This window comes from Phaeobacter sp. G2, from assembly GCA_025163595.1.
Lineage (GTDB): Bacteria > Pseudomonadota > Alphaproteobacteria > Rhodobacterales > Rhodobacteraceae > Pseudophaeobacter.
On the sequence record CP104103.1, the window covers coordinates 15769 to 41682 of the forward strand.

The 25914-nt window shown below is 60.5% G+C and carries 19 protein-coding genes; 9 read left to right on the forward strand and 10 right to left on the reverse strand.

Annotation, left to right across the window (positions count from 1 at the left end; translation table 11 throughout):
* From N1037_21480 to rfbC, 7 genes are all read right to left on the reverse strand, one after another.
* Positions 1 to 1257: a type II secretion system F family protein gene (locus N1037_21480; GenBank protein ID UWS81789.1), complete on the reverse strand. Its 1257-nt coding sequence runs from the start codon at positions 1255 to 1257 to the stop codon at positions 1 to 3.
* Entirely contained in the window at positions 1254 to 2786 is a 1533-nt protein-coding gene (locus tag N1037_21485) for an ATPase, T2SS/T4P/T4SS family (GenBank protein ID UWS81790.1), read from the reverse strand. Before N1037_21485 ends, N1037_21480 begins: the two co-directional genes overlap by 4 nt.
* Positions 2719 to 4713, reverse strand: a complete 1995-nt coding sequence (gene gspD, locus N1037_21490) for a type II secretion system secretin GspD (protein ID UWS81791.1) — start codon at positions 4711 to 4713, stop codon at positions 2719 to 2721. The genes N1037_21485 and gspD overlap by 68 nt, the downstream gene beginning before the upstream one ends.
* A 224-nt stretch (positions 4714 to 4937) precedes the next feature.
* Positions 4938 to 5828: a glucose-1-phosphate thymidylyltransferase RfbA gene (gene rfbA, locus N1037_21495; GenBank protein ID UWS81792.1), complete on the reverse strand. Its 891-nt coding sequence runs from the start codon at positions 5826 to 5828 to the stop codon at positions 4938 to 4940.
* Complete coding sequence (rfbD, locus tag N1037_21500) at positions 5825 to 6676, reverse strand: dTDP-4-dehydrorhamnose reductase (protein ID UWS81793.1); 852 nt, start codon at positions 6674 to 6676, stop codon at positions 5825 to 5827. The genes rfbA and rfbD overlap by 4 nt, the downstream gene beginning before the upstream one ends.
* Before the next feature lie 69 nt (positions 6677 to 6745).
* Complete coding sequence (gene rfbB, locus N1037_21505) at positions 6746 to 7810, reverse strand: dTDP-glucose 4,6-dehydratase (GenBank protein ID UWS81794.1); 1065 nt, start codon at positions 7808 to 7810, stop codon at positions 6746 to 6748.
* The gene (gene rfbC / locus N1037_21510) at positions 7807 to 8370 is read right to left on the reverse strand and encodes a dTDP-4-dehydrorhamnose 3,5-epimerase (GenBank protein ID UWS81795.1); all 564 of its coding nucleotides are present in this window, start codon (positions 8368 to 8370) and stop codon (positions 7807 to 7809) included. The genes rfbB and rfbC overlap by 4 nt, the downstream gene beginning before the upstream one ends.
* 174 nt (positions 8371 to 8544) lie before the next feature.
* Between rfbC and N1037_21515 the strand changes: the two genes are divergently transcribed.
* Positions 8545 to 9789: a glycosyltransferase family 4 protein gene (locus N1037_21515; protein UWS81796.1), complete on the forward strand. Its 1245-nt coding sequence runs from the start codon at positions 8545 to 8547 to the stop codon at positions 9787 to 9789.
* 227 nt (positions 9790 to 10016) lie between these two features.
* Here N1037_21515 and N1037_21520 read toward each other — a convergent pair whose 3' ends face one another.
* Positions 10017 to 11033 carry a replication initiator protein A gene (locus N1037_21520; protein UWS81797.1) on the reverse strand — a complete coding sequence of 339 codons (1017 nt, stop codon included), beginning with the start codon at positions 11031 to 11033 and terminating at the stop codon, positions 10017 to 10019.
* 503 nt (positions 11034 to 11536) lie between these two features.
* On the opposite strand from N1037_21520, the gene N1037_21525 reads away from it, so the two are divergent.
* The 3 genes from N1037_21525 to N1037_21535 all read left to right on the forward strand — a co-directional run bounded on the left by N1037_21525 (position 11537) and on the right by N1037_21535 (position 15576).
* Entirely contained in the window at positions 11537 to 12979 is a 1443-nt protein-coding gene (locus N1037_21525) for an AAA family ATPase (GenBank protein UWS81798.1), read from the forward strand.
* Between the two features lie 51 nt (positions 12980 to 13030).
* Positions 13031 to 14158 carry a ParB N-terminal domain-containing protein gene (locus N1037_21530; GenBank protein ID UWS81799.1) on the forward strand — a complete coding sequence of 376 codons (1128 nt, stop codon included), beginning with the start codon at positions 13031 to 13033 and terminating at the stop codon, positions 14156 to 14158.
* 383 nt (positions 14159 to 14541) lie between these two features.
* Positions 14542 to 15576: a glycosyltransferase gene (locus N1037_21535; protein UWS81800.1), complete on the forward strand. Its 1035-nt coding sequence runs from the start codon at positions 14542 to 14544 to the stop codon at positions 15574 to 15576.
* 51 nt (positions 15577 to 15627) lie between these two features.
* Here the strand turns inward: N1037_21535 and N1037_21540 are convergent, their stop codons facing one another.
* A complete protein-coding gene (locus N1037_21540; protein ID UWS81801.1) occupies positions 15628 to 16437 on the reverse strand; it encodes an ABC transporter permease in 810 nt (269 codons plus the stop codon).
* Between the two features lie 190 nt (positions 16438 to 16627).
* Here N1037_21540 and N1037_21545 point away from each other — a divergent pair, with 190 nt between their 5' ends.
* The 5 genes from N1037_21545 (at position 16628) to N1037_21565 (ending at position 22981) form a co-directional block, all read left to right on the forward strand.
* Entirely contained in the window at positions 16628 to 17941 is a 1314-nt protein-coding gene (locus N1037_21545) for a sugar transporter (GenBank protein UWS81802.1), read from the forward strand.
* Positions 17942 to 17996: 55 nt separating this feature from the next.
* Positions 17997 to 18650: an ABC transporter ATP-binding protein gene (locus N1037_21550; protein UWS81803.1), complete on the forward strand. Its 654-nt coding sequence runs from the start codon at positions 17997 to 17999 to the stop codon at positions 18648 to 18650.
* Positions 18651 to 18781: 131 nt separating this feature from the next.
* The gene (locus N1037_21555; GenBank protein UWS81804.1) at positions 18782 to 20632 is read left to right on the forward strand and encodes a glycosyltransferase; all 1851 of its coding nucleotides are present in this window, start codon (positions 18782 to 18784) and stop codon (positions 20630 to 20632) included.
* The gene (locus N1037_21560; GenBank protein ID UWS81805.1) at positions 20629 to 21852 is read left to right on the forward strand and encodes a hypothetical protein; all 1224 of its coding nucleotides are present in this window, start codon (positions 20629 to 20631) and stop codon (positions 21850 to 21852) included. Before N1037_21555 ends, N1037_21560 begins: the two co-directional genes overlap by 4 nt.
* 40 nt (positions 21853 to 21892) lie before the next feature.
* Positions 21893 to 22981, forward strand: coding sequence for a hypothetical protein (locus N1037_21565; protein UWS81806.1), 1089 nt, complete (start codon positions 21893 to 21895; stop codon positions 22979 to 22981).
* 63 nt (positions 22982 to 23044) lie between these two features.
* Here N1037_21565 and N1037_21570 read toward each other — a convergent pair whose 3' ends face one another.
* Positions 23045 to 25780 (reverse strand): non-ribosomal peptide synthetase, encoded by a 2736-nt coding sequence (locus N1037_21570; GenBank protein UWS81807.1) that lies wholly within the window; start codon positions 25778 to 25780, stop codon positions 23045 to 23047.
* Between the last annotated feature and the right edge of the window lie 134 nt (positions 25781 to 25914).

Genomic DNA, 25914 nt, shown 5'->3' on the forward strand with positions numbered 1-25914 from the left:
TCAGCCCGCAACCACCGCCTGCAAATCAAAGATCGGCAACAGGACCGCCAGTACAATCACCAGCACCAAGCCCCCCACCAACATCATCAAAGCAGGCTCTAACAAGGCAGCAATGCGCTTTCGTTCGGTGGAAAGCCGATGCTCGACCAGGGTTGCAGCCCGGGCGCTCATCGGCGCCAGGCGCACCGAAATCTCTCCGGCGGCAATCAGCTGGCGCGCCACCGGTGGTAAAAAGGTGAGCTGCGCCAGGGCCGCCGAGAGACTTTCGCCCTGCTGCACCCGCTGGGTGACGGCGCGGGCCTCCTGCTGGAAACCCGCGATACTCAAGACCTCCACCGCGCTGTCGGTGGCACTGAGTACCGCATGGCGCGACCCCAGCACCAGGGCCAGGGTGCGCAGATATTGCACCGAGGCCGACAGCCGCATCAGCCGCCCCAGCACCGGCAGACGCAGCATCAGTCGATCGCGACGCTGCCGCAGGCTGGAAATTCGCGGCACCACCGCCCCAAACACCACCAGCCCCAGCAGGGCAATACCGATGCTCCCGGCATAGTCTCGGATCAGGTCCGATACCGCCAGGATAGCCCGGGTCAGCCCCGGCAACGGGCGGCCCGACATCTCGAACATGGCGACGATTTCAGGAGCCACATTGACCATCAGAATCGCACAGACCAAAAGCGACACAGCCGCCACAAAGCCCGGATAGATCAGCGCCGTGGCAATCTGCGCCTTGTCACTGCCCAGCTGCTCCAGGTGCTCGGCCAGTTCATGAAAAACCTCGGCCAGCTCGCCCGCGCTTTCGCCCGCGCGCAGCGCCGCCAGATAATAGGGCGCAAATCCAGCCCCTCCCCGGGCCAGTGCCTCCGACAGGCTGGCACCATCCAGCAGAGCCGCCCGGGCCTCGGCGGCCACCGCGTCCAGCAGCGGATGTCCACCGCTGCGCACCGCCTCAAGCGCTTCTTCCACCGGCAGTTCAGCCCCCAGCATCACCGCCATCTGACGGGTGAACACCACCTGCAGATCCGGGCTCAGGCGATGGCGCCAAGTGGTGACAAAGGCAAAAGGCCCCGACGCCAGATCTGATGTTTTGCTGTCACTCTTGCCGGATCCTGCTTGCCTGCGCGTCTCGCTCAGTTCAGCGACAAAAAGGTCCTGCGCCGCCAGCTGGCGGCTGGCATCGGTTTCGGTTTCGGCCACAACTGAGCCGCTGCGTCGCCGTCCTCCTTTGGTATAGGCGATATAGCGATAGGCCTTCACGCGACATCCCCAACCACACGCAGGGCTTCTTCAAGACTGACCTCGCCCAATGCCACCGCAAGCAAGCCCTGACCAATCAGGGTTTCGCCCGCGCTCAGCGCCAACTCTTTCAACTCGGCTTCGGTGGCGCCACGATCAATGGCCTCGGTGATCTGTGGCGTCACCTCGGCCATTTCAAAAATCCCAATCCGCCCGGCATAGCCACTGCCGCCACAGCTCGTGCAGCCCACCGGCGCCTGGATCTGCTCGGGCACTGCCAGCCCGTGGCGCTGAAACAGCGCGGCGTCCTCGGCGCTGGGGGCCTGTGGCTGGCGGCAGCTGTGACAGAGCCGCCGCAGCAGCCGCTGAGCGATCACCCCGCGCAGGGTCGCCGCGATGAGGAAATTATCCAGCCCCAGGTCGCGCAGGCGGACAATGGCCCCAACCGAGCTATTGGCATGCAGCGAGGAAAACACCAGATGGCCAGTGAGCGCCGCCTGGGCCGCGGTCTGGGCAGTTTCCGGGTCGCGCACCTCGCCGACCAGAATGACATCCGGGTCCTGACGCAGGGTGGCACGCAGCCCGGCGGCAAAGCTCATGCCGATCTCGGCGTTGATCTGGCTTTGACTGATCCCCGGCAGATCATATTCGATCGGGTCTTCCACCGTGACGATATTGCGCTCGGCGCGATCGGCCAGTTGCAGCAGTGAGTACAGCGTCGTGGTCTTGCCGGCACCGGTGGGGCCGGTAGCCAGGATGATGCCATTGGGAAAGCCGGAAAGTCGCTTTAGTAGGGCCTGTTGTTGCGCCGACAACCCCAGATCCTGCAACGGCCGCAGCCCGGTTGACCGATCCAGGATCCGCAGCACGATGCGTTCGCCGTAATGACCCGGCAGGGAGCTGACCCTTGTGTCGATCTGCCGCCCGGCCAGGGAAAGCGGGATGCGGCCATCCTGCGGCAGCCGGGTTTCGGCGATATCCAACCCGGCCATGACTTTCAGCCGCGATACGATGCGTTTCACCGGCACATCCGAGCGATCCATCACCTCTTGCAAAAAGCCGTCAATGCGCATGCGCACCCGCAAGCCCCCCTCATGGGGTTCGATATGCAGATCCGAGGCGCCGCTTTGCACCGCCCGCGCCAAGAGCTGATTGACCAGGGTGATCACCGGCGCATCCCCCGGCTCCTCCAGCAGATCTCGTTGTCGACGGGCAAAGGCGGCCTCTTCCAGGTCAAAGCTCAGCTCATCCTGCTGGGGCCCGGCCCCATCCTGTTGATAGACCCGCGCCAGGGCCAGCTCAAACCCGGGCTGATCCAGGGTTTCCACACGAAGCCCCGGCACCAGCCCCAGCCGACGCTGCGCCTCACGTAGGCCAAAGCCATCGGCAGCGGGGCCCAGGATCAGGCAGCCCGCGTCAAAAATCACCTGCTGATCGCGGGCAAAACCAAAGGGCAGGCCAGCTGCCAGTTCTGAGGCCGGATCAGTTTCCACCTTGGAAGCGGAGACGACTGGGGAGAGGGGGGTAGTTGCGGCGTTGCGCGGCATCATCGATAAATCCGGCATCAAAGGGCTGGTTGAGATCGGCCCCATCAAAGGGCAGCGCCCCAAGCGGGGTGCGGGGGAAACGGCCATCATCCACCGGGGCGATATTGCCGCTGATGGTCTGCGCCTTGCGCGACAGTTGGCGGGTGATCCGCTGCGCTTCGGCCTCGTTAGAGACCACCTGAGGGCGCAGTAACACCAGCAGAACGCGTTGATTATTCGAGCCGCTCTTGCCACGAAACAACCCCCCCACCAAGGGGAGTTCTGCCAGGCCCGGCACCTTTTGGCTGACCCCGCCCGAGCCATTTTCCAGCAATCCACCCAGCATAATCACATTGCCATCGCGCACCAATGCAGTGGTCGACAGAGACCGGCGCGAGGTGATCTCGCCACCGGAAGCGGCGGTGGAATTGGTCAGGTTAGAGACTTCCTGCTTGATCACCATGCGCACGGTGCGGTCGGCATTGATCTGCGGCGTCACATTCAGGGTTAGGCCAATATCCTGGCGTTCGATGGTCTGAAACGGATTATCAACCGAGCTGCTATCGCTGACGGTGGAATAGCTGCCGGTGACAAAGGGCACATTCTGCGCCACCACGATCTCGGCCTCCTGGTTGTTCAGGGTCAGGATCGAAGGCGTCGACAACAGCCGGGTGGAATTCACCGAAGCAATGGCGGTGATCAGCCCGACAATGCCATCGCCGCCGGCGTTGCGTTTGGCGCCGCCAAAGACGCCGCCCGATCCCAGGGTTGCGCCACCGCCACTGGAGACCGAGGAAATCAGATTGGTCAGGCTGGAGCGCCCGGGCAGATCAAACTGGGCGCCGCCCACCAGGGCATTGTTCAACACCGCGCCAAACTGCACCGACAGATCCGACAGCCCCTCGACCGACATTTCAAAAATCACCGCCTCGACCAGCACCTGGGTGGGGCGTTGATCCAGATAGCGCACCATCTGCACGATATCGTCAATACGTTCCTGTGGCGCCGAGACCAGCAGCGTATTGGTCTGCAGCTCGGGCACGATGCGCACCGCCGCCCGGGTGCCAGAATCGCTATCACTGTTCAGGGTGCGCATCACCACATCCGAAATCGCCGCCGCATCGGCGTAATTCAGTGCCACCGCGCGCGACACCACGGTATCGCGCTGGGTGTCCAGCTCATCCACCAAGAGCCGCACCCGGTGACGCAACGCCTCGGAACCAGAAATCAGCAGCGCGTTTGACCGGCGATCAACGCTCACCGAAGAGCCCTCGGGGATCAGATCCATCGATTGCACCACCTGCAAGACCTCAGCCGCATTGGCGTTTTGCAGCCGCAGGATCTCGATTGGGGGAGCGGCACGGGGCTGGTCCAGCCGTTTGATCAGCCGGGTAATCCGGTTGAGGTTGGCGCTGCGATCCGAAATGATCAGCCGCTTGGCGCCAGGCACCGGGGTCATCACCGCCTCGGCCGGCAACAGTGGTCGCACCACCTCAATGACCTCTTGCAAGGGCACCTCGCGCACCGGGATCACCCGGGTTTCAAAGCCACTAGGCAGGCCTTCGCTGCCCCCCGTCGACAGCTCTCGCGCCACATTCATCGGCACGATGCGATCCGCCCCCGCCCCTTCAATCAGGGTCAGCCGGTTCAGCTCCAGCACCGAAAGGAAGACCTCAAACAGATCCTGCGGCGACATCTGGTCCGGCGCCAGCACCGTCACCGTGCCGCGCACCCCCGGGTCCAGCACAAAGCTGCGGCCGGTGGCTTCAGAGACAATTTCGACAAAATTGCGCAGGTCGGCATCGCGCAGATCCAGCGTCACCTGAGCCCGCAGGGGCTGCGCCAGGAGCAGCAGCATAAGCGCCCCTGCCCCGATCCAAAGACGGAGACCCCAGATAAAACCAATCCGCGCCGGTTGCAGGACCGGATGCATCGCTGCGCGCTGTGTCATGAGCTGCTCTTTATATACCTGGCGGGTCTGCCCGAATCCCTGGTGGATTCTCCAGCCCCGCTTCTCTGATGTGCTGACCGGCATCATAGAGGGTTTACGCCCAAAACCCACGGTTTTCTGACCGGGCCGCCGCCAGGTTTGAATCACCTGTGGCGCGGGGCTCTGCCCCCACGGGATATTTAGGGCCAAATGAAGCCCATGCCTCTGCGGCAGGGCCCCGGCACCTAGTCCAGCAGGCGTTCCAGATAGCGGCCGTAGTCGTTTTTGGCAAAGAGCTTGGCCCGCGCCTTGAGCTGGTCGCGGTCGATCCAGCCCTGCTCAAAGGCGATCTCTTCCGGGCAGCCGGTCTGCAGCCCCTGGCGCTCCTGCAGGGTGCGGACAAAGTTCCCCGCCTCCAGCAATGAGCCATGGGTGCCGGTATCGAGCCAGGCATAGCCTCGGCCCATGGTCTCAACCCGTAGGGCCTCTTCGTCCAGATAGCTCTGCAGCAGATCGGTGATCTCCAGCTCACCGCGGGGAGAGGGCTGCACCGCCCGGGCCCGCGCAGGCGCCGAGCCATCCAGGAAATACAGCCCGGTCACCGCGTAATTGGAGGGCGGCACCTCGGGTTTTTCAATGATTTGGCGGGCGCGGCCATCTGCATCAAAGGCCACCACCCCATAGCGTTCGGGATCGGCCACGTGATAGCCAAAGACAGTGCCACCCGCAGGCTGCGCATCCGCCGCCGCCAGCAGTTTGGGCAGGCCATGGCCAAAGAAGATATTATCCCCCAGCACCAGCGCCGACGGCGCCCCGGCCAGAAACGCCTCGGCCAGAATAAAGGCCTGGGCCAGGCCATCGGGCGCGGGCTGCACCACATAGGTCAGCTCAACCCCCCACTGGCTACCATCGCCCAGGGTGCGTTTGAACTGTGCCTGATCCTGCGGTGTTGTGATCACACAGATCTCGCGGATCCCCGCCAGCATCAGCACGCTCAGGGGATAATAGATCATCGGCTTGTCATAGATCGGCAACAGCTGTTTTGAGACGCCCATGGTGATCGGATACAGCCGGGTGCCAGAGCCCCCCGCCAAAATGATGCCTTTTCGATCCGCGCCGGGCTTGCCTGCACTCATAATGCCTCTCCTAAATCGTTCAAAATATCCCTGAGCCCCAGCCGCCAATCGGGCTGAGAAATGTTAAAAACAGTCTCTAATGTTGCGCAATCCAATCGTGAGTTCAGCGGCCGCGCCGCCGGGGTTGGATAGGCGGAGGTGGCAATATCCGTCACCTCACAGGTCATCCCGGCCTGGGCAAAAATCTCCGCCGCAACCCCGGCCCAGCTCACCTCAGGCAGGCCCTGCAAATGGTAGGTGCCGGATTTGTCCCGGTCCGCCCGCAATTGCCGCGCCATCTCCAGGCAGGCGGCGGCAATGTCGCGCGCCGGAGTGGGCGCGCCGATCTGGTCCCCGACAATACTCAGATGATCTCGCTCCGCCCCCAGGCGCAGCATGGTTTTGACAAAGTTATGGCCATGGGCCGAAACCACCCAGGAGGTGCGCAAAATGGCATAGCGCCCGCCGGTAGCCGCCACCGCCTCTTCGCCCGCCAGCTTGGAGCGGCCATAGGCATTGATCGGCGCCACAGCATCGCTTGGCTGCCACGGGGTCGTGCCGCTGCCATCAAAGACATAATCCGTCGAGACAGTCACAAAGGGAATGTCCAGCTCGGCACAGGCCTGGGCCATCGCCGCCGGCGCTGCACCGTTCACCACCTGGGCCAGCGCGTCTTCCTCTTCGGCGCGGTCCACCGCCGTATAGGCGGCAGCATTGATCACGGCGACAGGGGCATAGTGCCCAATAGCCTCGGCGCAGGCGGCGGGATCCGACAGATCCACCTGCGCGCGGCCCAGACAGGTCACCCCTTCCAGCAGCGCCAGTTCCCGCGCCAACTGACCGGTTTTTCCAAACACCAAAATGCTCATGTCCTGCGCCCTATTTTCATCTTGCTGTAAATACCTCCGCCGGAGGCCGGCTTTCCAGCTGGAAAGCCGCTACTGCCTTGTCCCCGGGCCCGTCCCCAGCCGCTGCCCCACACCATCGCGGGTCTGCAGGGCGCGCCACCAGGCCTCATTCTCCAGATACCACTGCACCGTGCGCTGCAGCCCTTCCTCAACCGTCACAGAGGGGCGCCAGCCCAGCTCCGCGCGGATACGCGAGGGATCAATTGCATAGCGCGCATCATGGCCCGGGCGATCCGTCACAAAGGTGATCTGATCCTGGTAGGACAGGCCATCTGCACGGGGGCGTTTTTCATCCAGAATGGTGCAGAGGGTTTGCACCAGTTCCAGGTTGGAACACTCGTTCTCACCGCCAATATTATAGCTGCGTCCCAGCTGGCCCTTTTGCAGCACCAACAGCAGCGCATCGGCGTGATCTTCCACATAGAGCCAGTCGCGCACGTTTGATCCATCGCCGTAGATCGGCAGCGCCTTGCCCGCCAGCGCGTTCAGGATCACCACCGGCACCAGCTTTTCCGGGAAATGGAAGGGGCCGTAGTTGTTGGAACAATTGGTCAGCACCACCGGCAAGCCATAGGTCTCGGCCCAGGCGCGCACCAGATGGTCAGAGGCCGCCTTGCTGGCGGAATAGGGCGAGCGCGGATCGTAAGCCGTCTCCTCAGTAAACTGCACAGATGGGTCGGCAGGCAGCGAGCCATAGACCTCATCCGTCGAGATGTGATGAAAGCGAAACCCCTCCGGGCGGCCACATTCGGTCCAGTATTTGCGGGCGGCCTCCAGCATATTAAAGGTGCCGGTGATATTGGTCTCGATAAAATCGCCAGGCCCATCAATGGAGCGGTCCACATGGCTCTCGGCGGCCAGATGCATCACCGCATCCGGGGCATGGGCGGCAAAAATACGGTCCAGCGCCGCACGATCGCGAATGTCTGCCTGCTCAAAGGCGTAGTTGGGATGATCCGCCACCTCGGCCACATTCTCCAGGCAGGCGGCATAGGTCAGCGCATCCAGGTTCACCACCCGATGGCCATCGTCAATAGCGCGACGCACCACCGCCGAGCCGATAAACCCGGCCCCGCCGGTCACCAGAACTTTCATGCCAGTGCTCCCTGCCAGACAAAGGGGCTGTCAAAATCCGCCAGTGCAGGCGCCGCTGCGTCCTTTTCTGACAGTAGCGGCGGGCCGTCAAAGCCCCAGTCCACACCACAGCTGTCCCAGGCCACCGCGCCATCGCAGTCCGGCGCGTAGTAATCGCTGCATTTATACAGGATCTCGGTCTCTGGTGCGAGGGTGATAAACCCATGCAGGAACCCCACCGGCACCAACAGTTGTTTGCCATTTTCCGCCGTCAGCTCGATACCAAACCACTGGCCATAGGTCGGCGAGCCCTTGCGGATATCCACCGCCACATCAAACAGCGCCCCGCGGCCACAGCGCACCAGCTTGGCCTGCGCATGGGGTGGCGACTGAAAATGCAGCCCCCGCAGGGTGCCCTTTTGCATCGACAGCGAATGATTGTCCTGCACAAAGTCGATTTCAATCCCCTGCTCGGCCAGGCTGCGTTGGCTCCAGCATTCGCTAAAAAATCCTCGCGCATCCCCAAATCGCTGCGGCACCAGAACCTTTAGCCCCGACAATGGAGTATCGTCTACCTGCACAACCTGTCCCCAATCTGTTCTCTTCAAAATCTTTCATAGTCATAACAATGCCCCACTTGATTGTCACCGTGAAACAGAAGGCAAAACAGCCCATTCAAGGCATGACCACTTGCCTCATCCCAGAGGAGCCGCCAAACAAACAAATAATTTCTTACATGAGCTTACCGATCTTCAATGAAACTTCTTTTTGTCCATCAAAACATGCCCGGCCAATACCGCGAGCTGCTCACCTGGCTGGTCCAACAGGGCGGCCATGAGATCCTCTTTCTCACCCAGCGCCGGGGGCTGCGGCTGCCGGGGGTGACAACCGTGACCTACACACCCCACCACCAGCCCGCCAAAGACGCCTATGGGCTGTCACGGGACTGGGAGACGGCCGCAGGGGCCGGGCTTGGCGCCGCCCTGGCAGCCCGTCAACTGGAACGCGACCAGGGCTTTAAGCCCGATATCATCATCGGCCATACTGGCTGGGGCGAATTATTGTTCATGAAAGAGATCTGGCCGGATGTGCCGGTGATCGGCTTTTTTGAATATTTCTACCGCACCTCTGGCGGCTTGGTTGGCTTTGACCCGGAAAACCCCGCCAATGATCAGGCCGGCTTTTTTGCCCAGGCGCGCAATACCGTGCCCTATGCCAGCATCGAAGCGGTCGATCAGGGCCATACCCCCACCCTGTGGCAACGCGACCGCTTCCCGCCGTCCTTCCATGACCGCATGTATACCTGCCACGATGGCATTCGCTGTGATCGCTTGCTGCCCGATGCCAATGCTTCGGTTGGCTTGGGGCGGCTGGAACAGCCGCTGACCCGCGACGACGAGGTCATCACCTATGTGGCGCGCAATATGGAACGCGCCCGTGGCTTTCACATCATGATGCGCGCCCTGCCCCAGATCCTGGCCACCCGTCCCAAGGCGCGGGTTTTGATGATTGGCGGCAACGAGACCTCCTACGGGGTTGAGAGCAGCCATCCCAAAGGCCTGCGCGGTGAAATGGAAGCGGAACTTGGCGACAGCGTCGATTGGAGCCGGGTGCATTTCCTCGGCAAGGTGCCCTATGAGGATCTCTGCCGCATCCTGCGCATCAGCCGCTGCCATATCTACCTGACCATGCCCTTTGTGCTCAGCTGGTCGCTGCTCGAAGCGATGTCGATGCAGGCCACCGTGGTGGCGGCAGATGTGGCCCCGGTGCGCGAGGCGATCACCCATGGAGAGACCGGCATGTTGGTGGATTTCTTTGACCCGGGCGCGCTTGCGGATCAGGTGGTGGATGTGGTGGCCAACCCCAGGGACTACAGCCACCTCGGTCCAGCGGCCCGCGCTCATGTGCTGCAGAATTACGATTTCCTCAGCCATTGCCTGCCCGAACATATCGCCCAGATCAACGCCCTGGTGCCTGCCGCCAAACGGATCCAGATCTAGCGCGCCCGGCCTTGAACAGGCATCACCTGTTCGCGGCCTTCGCCTGCGGCTCAAGGCCAAAAGTGATGCGCGATACCTCAGGTGAAAGGCCGAGCACTTTGGTCAAATGTTTCGCGCGCGAAACATTTGATGCTCTCCGACGGGGGCTTTCCCTTTGGCTGAAAATATCCTGGGGCCATGCGCGCCGTGGCGCCAGGGGGCTAAGCCCCCCTTTCAACAATAGAGTCTTATTCCGAGCCGCGTTTTTTCACCCAGCCCAGAAAGGCCGCATCGGCCTGGCGCAGGCGTGGCCGCCCGGATCTGGCCCACATGGCGCGCCACTCGGCCTCCAGCCCGTAGACATCTGCCCCCGGCATCAGATCACGGGCGCGCTCCAGCGTGGTGGCTTTCAAAACCGGCGCATCCAGAGCCCCCGGCTCGGTCACCGCGTGTTTCTGACTGAACCGGATCAAATCCCCCGGCAGCTCTTCCATGGCATAGTCCGGCAGCGGCTGCGCCTCTATCATGTCGCGGACCATCTTGCGAAACACCCGGCGCGGACTGGCGGAGCCGGATTTTTTCAGCAGGGTTTCCACCGAAATGGTCCAGGCGCTTTGGCGGCCACAGTGTTTGCGTGTCAGCTCATAGATGCGTCGCTCCAGCGGTTTGCGCAGGCGAAAGTAATCCCGGCTCAGCGTCAGCACCGATTTTGACAGCACCGCGCGAAACAGCCAGTCCGACAGGGTCACCGCCACATTGACCATGCGCCCACCCCGCGCTTTGCGTACAATCTCCCAGCTCTCGATCAGGCCAAAGCCAGAGGTCACCTCTTCGCCACCCGTCACGATATTGGTGGTGATGCGGGTGCCGGCCAGACGCTCAAAGCTCTCGCGCAGGCGCCGGTAGGCATCGCCCGAGGTCTCGCGGTTGGTGGCGATCAGCAGATCATGGGCCTTCAGATGCAGGGTGCGCGACAGTTGCCGCCCGGCATTCTGCGCCGCCATCAGCTGGCTGATACAGAAGATCAGGATATCCTTGTCATGGATCGTCGCCAGACCTTTGACCGATGGCACCACGGTGATCTCAGCGCCATTATGCTCGTAGTTCAGGATACGCCGGTCCGGCCGCGTCGCCAGGGAAAACAACGGATGCTCCATCGAGGCCAGATCGTTTTTGGGAATCGCATCAAAGATATCGCAGAGGAAAAAACGCCCCTCTGCGCCCCCCTGCGCTTCAGCTGGATATGCTCCGCCTGCCGCCGCCATAACTGCCCCGCCCGTTCTGCCTGCTGCCCCCAGGTTCTTGCGTCTGAGTTGTCAGACTCCCGGGTGACTCGTTTTCGTGGTTTTGATTACACCCACCCTAGAGTTATCCACATGGTTTCTCAACGGGGTTCCGGAATCGCTGCTTCGGGGGTTTGGAGTCAGTTCAACGGGGTTTCAGAGTCACTGCTGGCAAAAAATGTGGCCAAATGATCAGTAAAAAAAGGGCTTTGCGCCAGTCTCCCATGTCCTATAACTATAATATAACTCATAAATAACAGGGTAGAAAAATTTTCGCCCCCCAAAAGCCGCCGCTTTCCCCTCGTGCACAGGCTTGATTTGCTTAGAAAAAGAAAAAGGTCTGCGCATATTCTTCCCATGTGCCGCCTTTCGTGCTATCAGTCCATAAAGACGATACATGACCCTGCTGAAAGGCCAAAGCGCAGAGCGCTGCGCAGCAGGACAGGCAGCAAACGGACAGCAACGGGCAGAGGCGGCACAGCAGCATGGCACGAGATATCCACAAGGCAGGCTCCGGGCTGCCGCCCTATTTCAACATTGATCCAGATGCCGCCCTGGCAGAGCTCGACGCGCCCACCGGCACATCCGGTTTTGCCGCTATTGCCGAGGGCTGCGCCCGGGGCCGCGCCGATCTGTCCAGTCGCGGCATGAACGAGCAGGGACGCAAAGAGCTGCGCCTGTTCTCCACCTGGGAAATCACCCGCTACCTGATCCCCGTCGCCCAGGCGCATTTCCGTCGGGTGCTCAAGGCCAACCCCTCGCTGCCCCAGGGCCAGTCCGAAACCGAAGGCGGCGCCAAATGGTTCACCCTGGACGAGGTGTTGCTGCTGAGGGCGCATTTTGCCGCCCAGGGGTCAAAATCCAAAGACTACACCCCCTACCGGCCCAAGGGCCTGCCGGCCAAGCTGGTCTCGGTGGCGAATTTCAAAGGCGGGGTTGGCAAGACCTCGACAGCGGCGCATCTGGCGATGTCGGCGGCCCTGGATGGCTACAAGGTGCTGGTGATTGATCTGGACAGCCAGGGCTCGATGACCTCGATCTTTGGCGGCCAGGTCGAGGACGAATGGCAAACCGCCTTTCCGCTTTTGGCCCGCCACTACGGCGAACATCTGCGCGCCGACAACCAGCGGCGTCTGGATCGCGGTGACGCACCGCAGCCGCTGGACGAAACCCTCTCGGCGGCCCTGGAGATGACCGCCAGCGATGTGATTCAAAGCACTCACTGGCCCAATATCGACCTCATTGGCGCCCAGCTGAACCTGTACTGGGCCGAGTTCCAGATCCCGGTCTGGCGCATGGCGGCGCGCTCCTGGAAGCTCTGGGACGCGCTCACCGATCGGCTTGAGGCGGACGGGGTGCTGGATGACTATGACGTGGTCTTTATCGACACGCCTCCCGCCCTTGGCTATCTGACCATCAACGGGCTGGCGGCCTCGGATATCCTGCTGGTGCCGGTGGGGGCCTCCTTTCTGGAGTTCGACAGCACGGGGCGGTTTTTTGACATGCTGCATTCCACCTTTGCCTCCATTGAGGACGGCGAGAACCTGGCCGCCCGCGCCCTGGGGCGCCCCGAGATGGGGTTTGAATGGGATGCGGTGCGCGCGGTGATCACCCGCTATGACAGCGCCCAGCAGGGGGAGCTGGCCGGGGTGATGCAGGCCTATATGGGGCCGGTGCTCAGCCCGCATAAACAGGATTACACCGCCCTGATTGGGCAGGCCGGCGAACAGGTCTCGGGGATCTACGAGGCCGATTACCGCGATTTCAACCGCGAGACCTATGCGCGCGGGCGCGAAACATTTGACGCCACCTATGCCGCCTTCAAACGCCTGCTGCTGGGGGTTTGGCGCCGGGCTGAGCTGGAGCGCGCCGCGGAGATGGCAGATGAGATATCGGGCGAGATGCAACAGCAGCGCACGCCGGCCTAAGGCTCTAACAAGATAAAACGCGCAGGGTTGGCGCGATGAGGAGATCAGCAGATGGCAAAACGCAAACGGCTTTCCCCGGCACAAAACAGCTATCTTTCTGGCGCGCCAGAGAGTAAATCCGCCCTGGCTGGTCCGCTGCCGACGCCAAGCCCCAGCGCCGCTCCCATTGCCCCCATCGCCCAGGTGGCAGGTGCGGCCTCGACCGAGGCGGCGCTGCAGGAGGTCACGCAGGTGCTGCAGCAGGCCCGCGCGCGCGGGTTGATGGTCGAAGAGATTGCCCTGGATCAGATCGACGAGACCCATCTGGTGCGCGACCGCATCGCCCAGGACGAAGACGAGATGGAAGCCCTGATGGGGTCTTTGCGGGCGCGTGGTCAGCAGACCCCCATCGAGGTGGTGCCGCTGCAGGGGCGTATCGATGGAACCTCCTGGGGGCTGATCTCCGGCTGGCGGCGGCTTTCTGCTCTGCGCAGGCTCTACGCCGAGACTTCAGAGCCTGAATTTGCCACAGTCAAAGCCCTGGTGATCCGTCCCGACAGCGCCGAGGCCGCCTATGTGGCGATGGTGGAAGAGAATGAAATCCGGGTCAACCTGTCCCATTATGAGCGCGCCCGCATTGCGGTGCGGGCCCTGAAGGAAGGGGTCTTTCCCAGTCAGAAAAAAGCGCTGCAGGGGCTGTTTGCCAATGCGCCGCGCGCCAAACGCTCCAAGATTGGCAGTTTTGTCACCCTGGTGGAGGCGCTGGATGCGGTGCTGTATTTCCCCACCGCCATCAGTGAAAAACTAGGGCTGGCCCTGGTACGCCAGATTGGCGAGGATCCCGGCTTTGCGGCGCGGCTCAAGACGGCGCTACAGGCGGCAGAGCGCCCCACCGCGGCAGAGGAGCTGGTGGTTTTGAACGCCGCGCTTGCCGGCGGCAAAGCGGATCAGGATGTGGCTCTAACCCCTACTGTAGAATCTCAAAGCCCTGGGGGTGTAGCGGGGGGCAGTGAGCCTGATGCGGCGCCAAGAGTGCGCCAGGCCTCAGAGTCTATCGGCGCGCAGGAACGTGTCAGCACCCAGGTCACGGCCGGGCTGCGCATTGGTTTTCAGCCCAGTGCAAAACGGATTGAGCTGAGCGGCGAGGCTGTGGATGCTGATCTGTTAGAGGCGCTGAAGGCCTGGCTCAAGCAGCGCTAGGATCCGCTCAGGCCAGTCTCAAGCCAGCATTCGGCCAGTATCAGATCTCTCAAAAGGCGCGCCGTGGCGTGCCTTTTTCATGTCTAATGCAGTGATTTGGGTCTGTGGTTTCGCCTCCAAATGTTTCGCGCGCGAAACATTTGGACCTCGCTGGCGGGGAATAGCCCTGCCCAGCCCCCCTGCTGAAACCGAGGCTCCGGAACAGCTGAGAGGGGAATTTGCCTCTTTCTGCTTGGCAGTGACGACCGGAGCTCTGCGCTAAAGAATTTGACTCGCGTACTCATTTGTGAGTTCTGCGCCCCTGAACATTGTTGCTCCCCTCCCGCTCCCTGGCTTTCCCCTGGGCTGAGTGTTCAAGGGTGGGGTTTGAGGAGAAGTACCGCGTGCGCGCTAAGACCGGTCTTGAGAAAAATATTGTACCGCCTGTTCCGCAGGTGGCGGCAACCGTTGGTCGGCTTGTGGCGGTGGTCGTCACCTATAATCGGTTGGATAAGTTGCAGGCGACCTTGGCGCGATTGTTGGAAAGCCCGGAGGCCGAGCTCGCGGCGGTAGTTGTGGTTGACAATGCCTCAACCGATGCCACCGCCAGTTGGCTGGCGCAGCAGCAAGATCTGCGGCTGGATATTGTGACCAGCGCGGTCAATCGCGGAGGGGCCGGCGGGTTTGAGATGGGGCTGCGGCGTGCGCTCGAGAGCCAAGCCCCGGATTGGCTGGTGGTGATGGATGATGATGCGCGCCCTGCCCCCGGTGCCTTTGCCGCCTTTCACGCGCAGCCGCGGCCGCTGGATACGGCCCTGGCTGCGGCGGTCTATTTCCCGGATGGGGGCATCTGTGAAATGAACCGGCCCTCGGTCAATCCCTTCTGGAACCCCAAGATATTTTTGCGCGCCCTATTCAAAGCGCGCAATGGCTATCACATTCCCTATGACAGCTACGAGGCCACCACACCACGTGCCATTGATCTCACCTCCTTTGTCGGCTTCTTCCTGCCGCGGCGAATGATTGAGGAGGCTGGCTACCCTGATCCGGGCCTGTTTCTCTATGGGGATGACGTGATCTATACGCTGGGGTTGCGGCGTCGGGGGGAGAAGATCCTGTTCGACCCAACCCTGCGCTTTGAGCATGATTGCTCCACCTTTCAAAATGATCAGCATCGGGTGTTTCACCCCCTATGGAAGGTCTATTACGCCTATCGCAATGGGTTGATGATGTATCGAGCGGCGGCGGGCATCCTGTTCTGGCCTTTGATGCTGCTGGTGGTGGTGAAATGGCGCCTGACCGCAGGCCGCTATGGTGCGGCACGCTCGGCCTATCTGCGACTATGGCGTCATGCGGTCTGGGAAGGGCTACGCCAGGATACCAGCCGCAGTCATGCACAGATCGTTGCCCTGGCAGAGCAGGGCCGGACATTAGAGTGAGCAGCCTGTCTCAGGGGCAAGAGAGAGGCGTTTCTGCCCCCAGGAGATGCCCTAGCGGTTTAGGATGACCCGGTGGAACCGTCCCATCAGGATCAGGCCAAGGGTGAGCAGGATCAGCGAAACCATCAGCACAAATGTGATATTGATATAAGCGGCGGTATAGGTGGGATAGAAGCCGGTACGCATTAGTCCAACGATGTGGATCAGCGGGTTGTACCACAGAATTTTCTGCGCCAGGGGGGGCATGGTATCATAGAGAAAAAAGATGCCAGAGGCCAAAAACAACGGTCTGGTGATGACCGACCAGATGATGGCCCAGAGTGGGAACAGCCCTGAGAGGACACAGTTGATGGTACCAACCCCAAGACCAAGTAGCATCGCCAGTGCGAAGGCTTCGATGGCGGGGGCCATATCAATTGCGGTGCGACTGTCTATGGCGATCAAAATGCCACCAATCAACAAGATGGTGATCACGACGCTTGTGAGACTGTTGAGAATGAACCGGGCCAGAATGGCATCAATCCAGGTCACCGAAGGATATTTCAGCAGCGGTTTGGAAAAGCCAAGGGCGCGCGCTGTTGTCGTGGAAATGACCTGATAGGTATCAAAGGGCATATAGCCGGTGGCGTAGAACAACAAGAAGCTGGTGCCGAGATCCGGTGAACGTAGCACCAGCGAGAAGCCAATGCTGAGAAATAGAACAGCCGCAAGCGGTTCCAGAATGCTCCAGAGAAACCCGCCGGGGGTGCGCCCATAGCGGGTCGACATTTCGCGCAGGATCAAGGCTGAAATGGTGCGTAGCGTGGCAAAACGCCGATTACGCCCTGCGCGAGGCCGAGACGTTGGAAGGGCTGTCGTCATAATGTCCGACCATGCTTGTATGATTGTGGCTAGAGCTTGTAGAAGCGATAGTATGAAAGAAACAAAAGACAATTACAAACCACAACAGGGCGAGACAGGCTGAAGCATGGTACAAGCGAGCCCGGAGCAGGATGGATCAATTTTGGGGAACGGGAGTCCAGTGGAAGGTGCGACCAAGGATGAAAAATCCGTGCTGACGATTTCCGAACGCGAGGAGCGCAAGCTGGGGGCGGGGCGTCGGCGCAAGAAGGCCCGGCGCAAGGCGCGCAAGAAGCTGCGCAAGGAACAGGCGGCAGTTATCATCGCACAGCAGGAACTGGCTGCGGCGCAGCAGGCCGCAGCAACACAGAGCCCTGCTGTGGAGCAATTTGCCCTGGCAGGTGCGGCCAGCATGAAGCGGCGCCACTGGGGGCTGATTTTCAGCTTTATGCTGATGGTTCTGGCCCCCCTGGGTGCAGTGATTTTCTACCTCACAGCGGTCGCAGAGGATCAATATGTTTCGACGGCGGGCTTTACTGTGCGCAGTCAGGAAAACAGCGGTGCCACTGATCTGCTGGGCGGGTTGGCCAATTTTGCCGGCTCAACGACGGCCTCCGACAGTGATATCCTATATGCCTTTATCCAAAGCCAGGAAATGGTCGAGGCGGTGGATGCGCGCATTGATCTACGCAGCGAGTATAGCCGTCACTGGCCCCGGGATTGGGCCTTTTCGATCTGGCCGGATGCCACTCTGGAAGAACTGATCTGGTATTGGCAGCGTATTGTTGGCATCTCTTATGACAGTGGCTCTGGTCTTATCGAGGTACAGGCCGTGGGCTTTGATGCCGAGGTTTCGCAGGTCATTACCCAGGCCATTGTCGATGTCAGCCAGATCCAGATCAATGCCTTGAATGAGCGGGCCCGCGAGGATGCCATGGGCTATGCCCGCACCGATCTTGACGAGGCCGTGGCGCAGTTGAAATCCGCCCGCGAGGAGCTGACCAAGTTTCGCACCCGCACCCGGATTGTCGACCCAGAGGCGGATATTCAGGGCCGCATGGGGGTGATGAATAATCTGCAACAGCAGCTGGCCGAGGCCCTGATCGAGCATGACCTGCTGGAAGGGACCGTCAGCGAGGGGGATCCACGTACTCGCAAATCGTTGCAACGGATCGAGGTCATCCGTGCCCGTATCGACAGTGAGCGGCAAACCTTTACCTCTGACAACACTGACACCGGTGCTGTGGGTGAAGACTACCCCTCCTTGATTTCGGAATTCGAGAGCCTGACCGTGGATCGCGAATATGCTGAGGAAGCCTATCGGGCCGCCCTGACTGCCCTGTCGGTGGCACGGGATAATGCAACCCGGCAAAGCCGCTATCTGGCGACCTATATCAAACCCACCCTGGCCCAGGAATCTGAATATCCCCGGCGCCCTCTCCTGGCGGGGCTGACCGGGCTTTTCCTGCTTCTGATCTGGTCCATTGCCACCTTGATCTACTATTCTATCCGAGACCGCAGCTGATGGTAGAGAGCCGTGAGGGGTTACCCTGCGGGGGGGCCGCAAGGGGAGAACGGGGATGATCCGGTTTGAGAACCTGACCAAGAGCTTCTGGCTCAAGGGGGAGCAGAAGATTGTCATCGACAATCTGAATCTCACCCTGCCCACGGGGCGGTCACTGGCGTTGTTGGGGCGCAATGGCGCCGGTAAATCGACCCTGCTGAAGATCATTGCCGGCACCATGCGACCAGATTACGGGCGGGTGGTGAGCGATGGCAGCATGTCCTGGCCAGTCGGGTTGGGGGCCTCCTTTCACGGCGATCTGAGTGGTGCTGAGAATGTTCGCTTCATTGCCCGGATCTATGGGGTGGATACCGATGAACTGGTGGCCTTTGTCGAGGATTTTGCTGAACTGGGGAAATTCTTCCATATGCCGATGCGCAGCTATTCCAGTGGCATGCGTTCGCGTCTGACATTTGGCGCTTCGATGGGGATCAAGTTTGATACCTATCTGGTGGATGAGGTGACAGCGGTGGGTGACCGGACCTTCAAGCGTAAGAGCCGGGAAATCTTTGCCGCGCGCATGGAGGATTCCAGTGCCATCATGGTGAACCATTCGATGAATCAGATTCGGAAGTTTTGTGATGCCGGGATCGTGTTGGAAATGGGCAAGATGCAATACTTTGAAGATCTGGAAGAGGCCATTGCCCTGCATGAGGCAACACTGAGCTGAGAACCTGGGGATGTGATACCTTTTTTCCTCAGATTTTGGCGGGTTGCGAAACAAAGCATGTATTTTTACGGCCTGGCAGACTATGGAAGCCGGAGTAATTTTGAACCGGTAGAGCCAGGGGAGTTTCGGGGATGTTGGATCAGGGACGAACTGAGCATTTGGGCGCAGCACGTGTCGATGGTTTCACCAGGCTTCAATCCCTCATGTGGCCCGAATTTGGCATCTGTACCGAGCAGGATCTTTATGTCCGCAACGCCGGAGCCGTGGCCCTCTCTGACAGCCAGAAACTGATCCGGTTTGGCCCCGGAGGAGAGGCGCATTTCTCCACCTGGTTCAATATGTTCAATCTGGAAAAATGGCAGCACGAGTGCAACCTGCAGAGCCTGTTTCTGGCGCTGCAGGGGCAGGGTGAATTTCAGCTTTCGATCTATATGGCACCGCGCAATCAATCCTGGGACCGGGTATTTTGCGACATTGTTCAGCTGGAGGCGGGGACCCCGCTGCGCCAGGACCTGGCGCATCTTCTGGCGGCCTCGGCGGATACCGGCCTGCTGTATTTCGAGCTGCGCAGCCTTGGTGAAGGCAGCTTGAAGGGGGCCAGCTGGGAGACCCAGGACGCGCCAAAGCGGCAGCCGCAGCTGGCCCTGGCGGTGACCACCTTCCGCCGCGAAGCGGAAGTTGCCCGCACGGTCCAGCGCTTTGCCGCTTTCCGGGAGCAATCCTGGATGAAGGACCAGGTGCAGATGATCGTCACCGACAACGGGCAAACGGTGGATCTGGAGCTGCCCGAAGGGGTCAGCCTGGTGCCCAATGAAAATCTTGGTGGGGCCGGGGGCTTTACCCGTGGCATGCTGGAGGCCCAGGCGCGGGGGGCGTCACATTGTCTTTTTATGGATGATGATGCCTCGATCCATATGGAAAGCCTGGAACGCACCTGGATGTTCCTAGCCTATGCCAGTGAGCCCAAGACCGCCATTGCCGGCGCGATGATCAGCGAGCAGCATCGCTGGGCCATCTGGGAAAATGGCGCCCGTTTCAACCGCCGCTGCCTGCCGTTGCATATGGGGACGGACCTGCGTGATATTTTTCAAGTAATCAACATGGAAAACCAGGCTGCACGACCTGTCGCCGATGATTTCTATGGCGGCTGGTGGTATTTTGCCTTCCCTATAGAAGCGGTTGAGCACCTGGCCTTTCCCTTCTTTGTACGCGGGGATGACGTCTCTTTCTCGCTGGCCAATGATTTTAACATCGTCACCCTCAATGGGGTGGTCTCTTTCCAAGAGAGCTTTACGGAAAAGGAAAGCCCGCAGACCTGGTACCTGGATCTGCGCAGCCATCTGGCCCATCACCTCAGCTTGCCTGCACTGGAGATCGGCGCGGGCGGGGTGATCAAGATCGCCCTGATGTTCTTTCTGCGCAATCTGCCCAGGATGCATTATGACACCCTGGCGGCGATCAATCTGGCCGTTGAGGATGTGATGCAGGGGCCTGAGTTCTTTGATCGCAATGCTGATATGGCGACCCGGCGCGGTGATCTCAAAGCCTTGACCCAGGCCGAGACCTGGCAAGTATTGACACCGCAGGTGCAGCTGCCGCCGGTGCGCCATGACCCGCCCTCTGCCTGGCAGCGGTTGTTGATGAAGCTGACGCTCAATGGTTTGTTGATTCCGGGCTTTTCCCGGCTGGGGCGCAAGATCACTCTGGAAGCGCCAAACCGGGGTCATATTGGTCTGGTCTGGGGGGCTGCCGAGATCACGATCCTGAATGCCACCCAGGATAAATATTACACTGTGCGTCATTCCAAATCAGCGGCCTGGACACAGGGCTGGCGCCTGTTGAAAAACGTCTGGGCCTTACGGAAAAGCTATGAGGACCTGGCCAGTGCCTACCGTGACGGCTATGGGTATTTTACCAGCCGGGACTACTGGGAGCAGAAGCTGAATTTCCCAACCACGACCGACAAGAAAGCTGCCGAGTGAAACTGTTCAAGAAAGCGCTGCGCAAACCCGCGACCTCCATGCCATTGCAGACCACAGAGGCGGCGCCATTACCAAAGACCGTGACACCGCAGCAGGCAGCACCTGTGACCCTGGCCAAAGATACGCCTTTGCGGGTCATTTTATTCATCGGCCATCACAAGGTCGGCTCTACCTCGTTGCAGGACTATCTGTCCCGCAATGCGGTGGCCCTGTCGGGGGCTGGCATTCTCTACCCCTATGTGGATTTTGAAGGGCTGGCACATTTTACTGCCCGGGCCAATGGCCATGACCCTTCGCCCGAGTCTCTGCCAATCAATGTGCGCGAGCCGCATAATGCGCTGGCCTTCCGGATGTTGGCAGCAGAGCAGGGCGGCACGGTTCCTGCCTATCACAGACGTCTGCCGGCGCTGCCGCAGATGTTTAACGCGATGAAGCAGCAAATCCGGTTCTCTCAGCCTCATACGGTGATCCTGGCGGCAGAGGTCTTTGCCAATTTCAACGCCGTTTCGCCAAAACTCATCCAGAACTTGGCGACGCAGTTCCCGAATGCAGATTTCACACTGGTGGCCACGCTGCGCCGGATTGACGAATATATCGCCTCCTGGCAGGGGCAACGGTTGAAATTTGGCCATAAGCTGGAGCCGTTGCGCGAGACCGGCCTGGACAGCTATCTCAAGGGAATTCACTTCAACTATCGCCTGATGGTGGAAGGTTGGATCAAGGCTCTGCCAGAGGCCAATGTTATCCTGCGCGACTATGCCCAGGTGCGCGCGGCTGGGGGGTCGGTGGTGGATTTCGTCACCCAGACCGGGCTGGATCTGCCCGAAGGGCTGGCCCCCGAACGCCGCGAAAACGATTCCTTTCATCGGGCGGTCTATGAAATCGCTCGGCAGGGTAACCAGCAGCTTCCTGCAGCCAAGGCTGGGGTATTGCGCCGCTGCCTGCGCGAAAAGACCGCAGAGCTACAGCTGCCCAGCAGCCATGACATTGAGCTGTTTGGCGCCAAAAACCGAGCCCGCATGCTGGAGAAATTCCGCCCCATCGACCGCTATCTTGGCGAGGTCATGGGGCGCTCGGAGTTCTTTGCTGATCTGGAACAGGTGCCGGACTGCGCGCCGCTGGCAGAGCTGGACGCCTATCAGAAGGCCCTGGCACAGATCTGCGCCACACCGAAGTGGTGCGATGATCAGGGTGTGACAGAGTTTCTGGCCCAGTTGTAGTGGCAGAGCACGGCAAAATCTGCCGGAAGTGGAGAGTGACATGGTGAAAGAAATTATTTTACATCTTGGGGATACCAAAACAGGGTCCACCACTTTGCAGGCCGTATTGCAATCCGGGGCTTATCAGCTGCCGGGACAGACACTGCATTATCCGGGAAGTGGGGCAACGCTCAACCAAAACCATTTGGCGCATGTGCTGTTCAGAGAGGGGCAGATGAGTAAATCTGCCAAACGGTTTGGTAAGATCAAAAGCGGCTTTGATGGCAGTGATGCCGACTTTGCTGTGGTCTCGGCAGAACATTTCCAATCTGTCGACCCAGAGGCTTTGCAGCTGGCCATCAAAAAATACTGGCCTGAGTATGAAGGCCGTATCCGGTTGATTTCCTATGTCCGGCCCCATGCCGAAAAATTGCTGTCAGCCTTTTCCGAACAGATGAAATTCGGGATGCTCAAAGACGGCCTGCCGGGGTTCTTTGAGCAGGTGTCGAGCAATGAGAAACTGGACTATACGCCCAGATTCGAAAAGTGGCGGCAGATTTTTGGCGATCGTTTTGAGCTGCGCCCCTTTGTGCGCAGCCAGCTTTACAAACAGGATGTCGTGGCTGATTTCTTCCATTTTCTAACCGGATCTGAAGGGGTGAAATTGCAGGAGGTTGCGATCGAAAACACCTCAATGACGGTAGGTCAGATCGCGTTGCTGCGGGTGCTGCATGCCACGATCCGCCCAGATGCAAAACCGGCCCAGGTCTCCCGGAAAATTCGCGCCTCGCTCAGCCGGGTTGTGGTACAGGAGTTTCGCGATACAGGCCTTGGTGGGGACTGTGCCAAGCTGCATCTTCCAAAAGATCTGTTGGGCGATGTCATCCAGCGCTATGAGGCAGATGCTGCCGCGCTGGATGCCGCGTTTTTTGCAGGCACCCCGATGGCGGATGCGCTGCATTCTGCCGAGCAGAGGTTGACGGGCCCGGAACAATCCCTAGAGGCGGCGGATTATTTCTCAGCCGAAACGCTGATGAGCTTTCAAATGCTCTGCGGGGTGCTGAACAAGATTGCCGCGCAGCATCCGGAGAATTTCCTCGATATGTTGCAGGCCGCCCGCAAGGGCAGCCGCACAGAGGAAGAGGGCTAATAAGACGCTGAAGAGGATGGTCTCAGGCCCCCATTTGCCCTTGATCGGGTGGGGCCGGGGGGGTCACCTCAGAAAATGACGCGCGATCTGGGCCGAGAAACTCTGCCGCCCGTTGTGATCATTGACATGGCTGATGTTTTTGAAGTCTTCGGAGCGCAGGGTGAAATCGGTATCCAGCATGATCTCGATGCCGGTCTCCTGTCGCGCCTGATCAATCAGCCCGCTGAAATGGTTGCTGCCTTGGCGGGCTTGTTTCAGCCCTGCTGTGCCCTCTGGGTGCTGGATGGGATGGATCACGGCGGTGACCCGGTCACTGACCTGTTGCAGGGATTGGACCCCCTTGATCCAGGCTGCGACGGCTTTGTCATCCATCTTAAGCTGCCCTTCAAAGGCACGGCAGATTTCCTGCGCGCGCTTGCGTTCCCAATTAGCCTGTGGCGCCGCCTGCGAGCTGGGTTTGTCAGAGCGGGCAATGGTGCCGCCGCTGTCACTGTCCCAGATGGTATCGGCATCATAATATTTGCGCTCGATGCCTTTGAACGCCCCGGCTTTGAAGTCCTGCAGGATTTCAATGTCCCCGGCCGGCGGCATGATTGACAGCTGCATGATCTCCATCTCGATCACCGCATGGGAGAGGCGGCGCCCCTGGGCCTGCAGGGTCTCGCGCACATAGTCGCAGACCTCGGCGATCCCGGCAACGCTGAGCATCGCCATGCCCAGATTGGCAGCACGCAGATCCTGGCCCAGGGCCTGGGCTTCGGTCTCGATTGTTTCAGTGCAGATGCCGCGCATAAAGCCGGAGGAGCCGATGCAGAGCAGCAGCGGTTTCTGGGTTTCAGAGACAAACCCGGGGAATTTGTCCAGCATGTCCAGGGCCCGCATGGCCCGGTAGTGCAGGTTACGTTTCAGCTCAGGGGTCTTGAGACTGTTGGCGGCGGGGGGCTGGAACCGATCCTTGCCCTGTGGCGCCAGGGCGCGGCGCAGGAAATCCACCATCTGCCACAGTGACATGCGCGACAGTTCCGCAGCACTCTCCTGGGTCAGCTCGAGATTGAACTGCTTTTCCAGCCGCACGGTGAAATCCACAAAGCCCATGGAATCCAGGCCCGCATCCATCAGGTTTTCTGCCTGTTCCAATTCGCTGCGCGCCAGGGCCGGATTGACCTCTTGGGCAAATTGGATCAGCCGGTCATAGCGGGTCAGCTTTTTGGGGCCGGCCGCCGTGTTTTGCTTCTCCAGCCGTTTGACAACGCGTTTCCCAATTTCGCCGCGGTCGACCTTGCCGCTGGCGTTTTTGGGGAATTGCTGCATCACCAGCACCCGATTGGGAGACATATAATCGGGCAGCGTGCCGGCAATGGCCTCGCGAATTCGGCGGCCAGGACCATCATAGCCTTCAACGGCAGCCACCAGCGAGGTGGGGTTTGCAGATTTCAGTGGCAGCGGCACCACCACCGCATTGCAGCCGGTAGCGGCCTCGCGCAGGGTGGCTTCGATTTCTCCCAATTCGACCCGGTAGCCGCGGATCTTGATCTGATTGTCGATACGGTCGATGAAGTTCAATACCCCATCCTGGGTGACCTCGACGCGATCCCCGGTGCGGTAATGGCGCAGCTCTTGGCCCTGGGGGATCACAAAGGCGGCGGCGGTTTTCTCAGCATCTTCCAGGTACCCATCGGCAACCTGGGGCCCGCACATCAGCAATTCACCGCTGTCGCCGGGACCTGCGGGGGTGCCATCTTCTTGCAAAACCAGGGTGGACATGCCTGGCAGGGCGCTGCCGATGGGGACCAGGTCAAACCGCCCGGTGATCGCGTCGGGGTTGCTGGGCAACACATAGCGGGTGCAGGCGATGGTGGCCTCGGTCGGGCCATACCAGTTTTCCACCCGCTGGGTGGTGGCCCGGGCCCAGTCCTGCGCCAGATCCACCGGCAGGGCTTCGCCACAAAACAGCGAGAGGCGCAGATGTGACAGGCTGCCCGGGGCCAGCGCCCCCTGCAGGCGCATCTTCTGCGCCAGGCTGGGGACCGAGAACCAGCAGGTGATGTCATGGCGGTGCAGATAGTCTGCGGGGGCCTCGAGATCATGGGCGGTGGGCACGATCAGGTGGGCCCCGGCGCGCCAGCAGACAAACATGTCATGCACGCTCAGATCAAAGGTGAGGTCAAAGTTCTGCGACAGCCGGTCGTCAGCGCGGTAATCGGCAACGGCAAAGGTGGCATCCAGATAGGCGCTCAGATTGCTGTGCCGCAGGGCAACGCCTTTGGGCTGGCCGGTGCTGCCCGAGGTGAACAGGATATAGGCATAGGGGTTGTCATGGAGGCGGGCAGGGGGCTGGCGCGACTCCTGCAGTTGCGTGGTATTGATCTGTCGTGGCAGCGGAGCATCGCCCGTTGTACTGGGGACCGCCAGGATCTCTGCCACTGCGGGGCCACTCTCGGCGCAATGCAGCAGATGCGTGGCCCCGGAGCGCTCCAGAATATAGCGGTTACGTTCGGGCGGGAATTTTGGGTTCAGCGGCACATAGGCATGGCCCCGAGACAGGGCGGCCAGCACGGCGGCATAGGTGTCGATGTCGCGACTGGCATAGATTGCGGTGACCGGGGTGGTCGCGGCGGTCTCTTGCTCGGCGATGGCTGCGGCCAGGGTCTGTACCCGAGTGTGCAGGGCCGCATAGCTTAGCGTTGTGTCTGCTATGGTGATCGCAGGACGGGTTGCATGGGCTGTGACGGAGGTCAAAAAATCCTGAGTGGCATGCCAAGCTTGTTGTGTTTGGAACTGTTGTTCAAAGTCATCCATCAAAAAAAGGGTCCGCCAGCTAGAAATCATTGGGATTGTCCCCAAAAAGCAGACATGAAACAAGGACACAATGTGAAAATGGGCGCACCCGCCAGATCTTGCAGATATGATTGCTGTCTATGTTTCAGTCATCG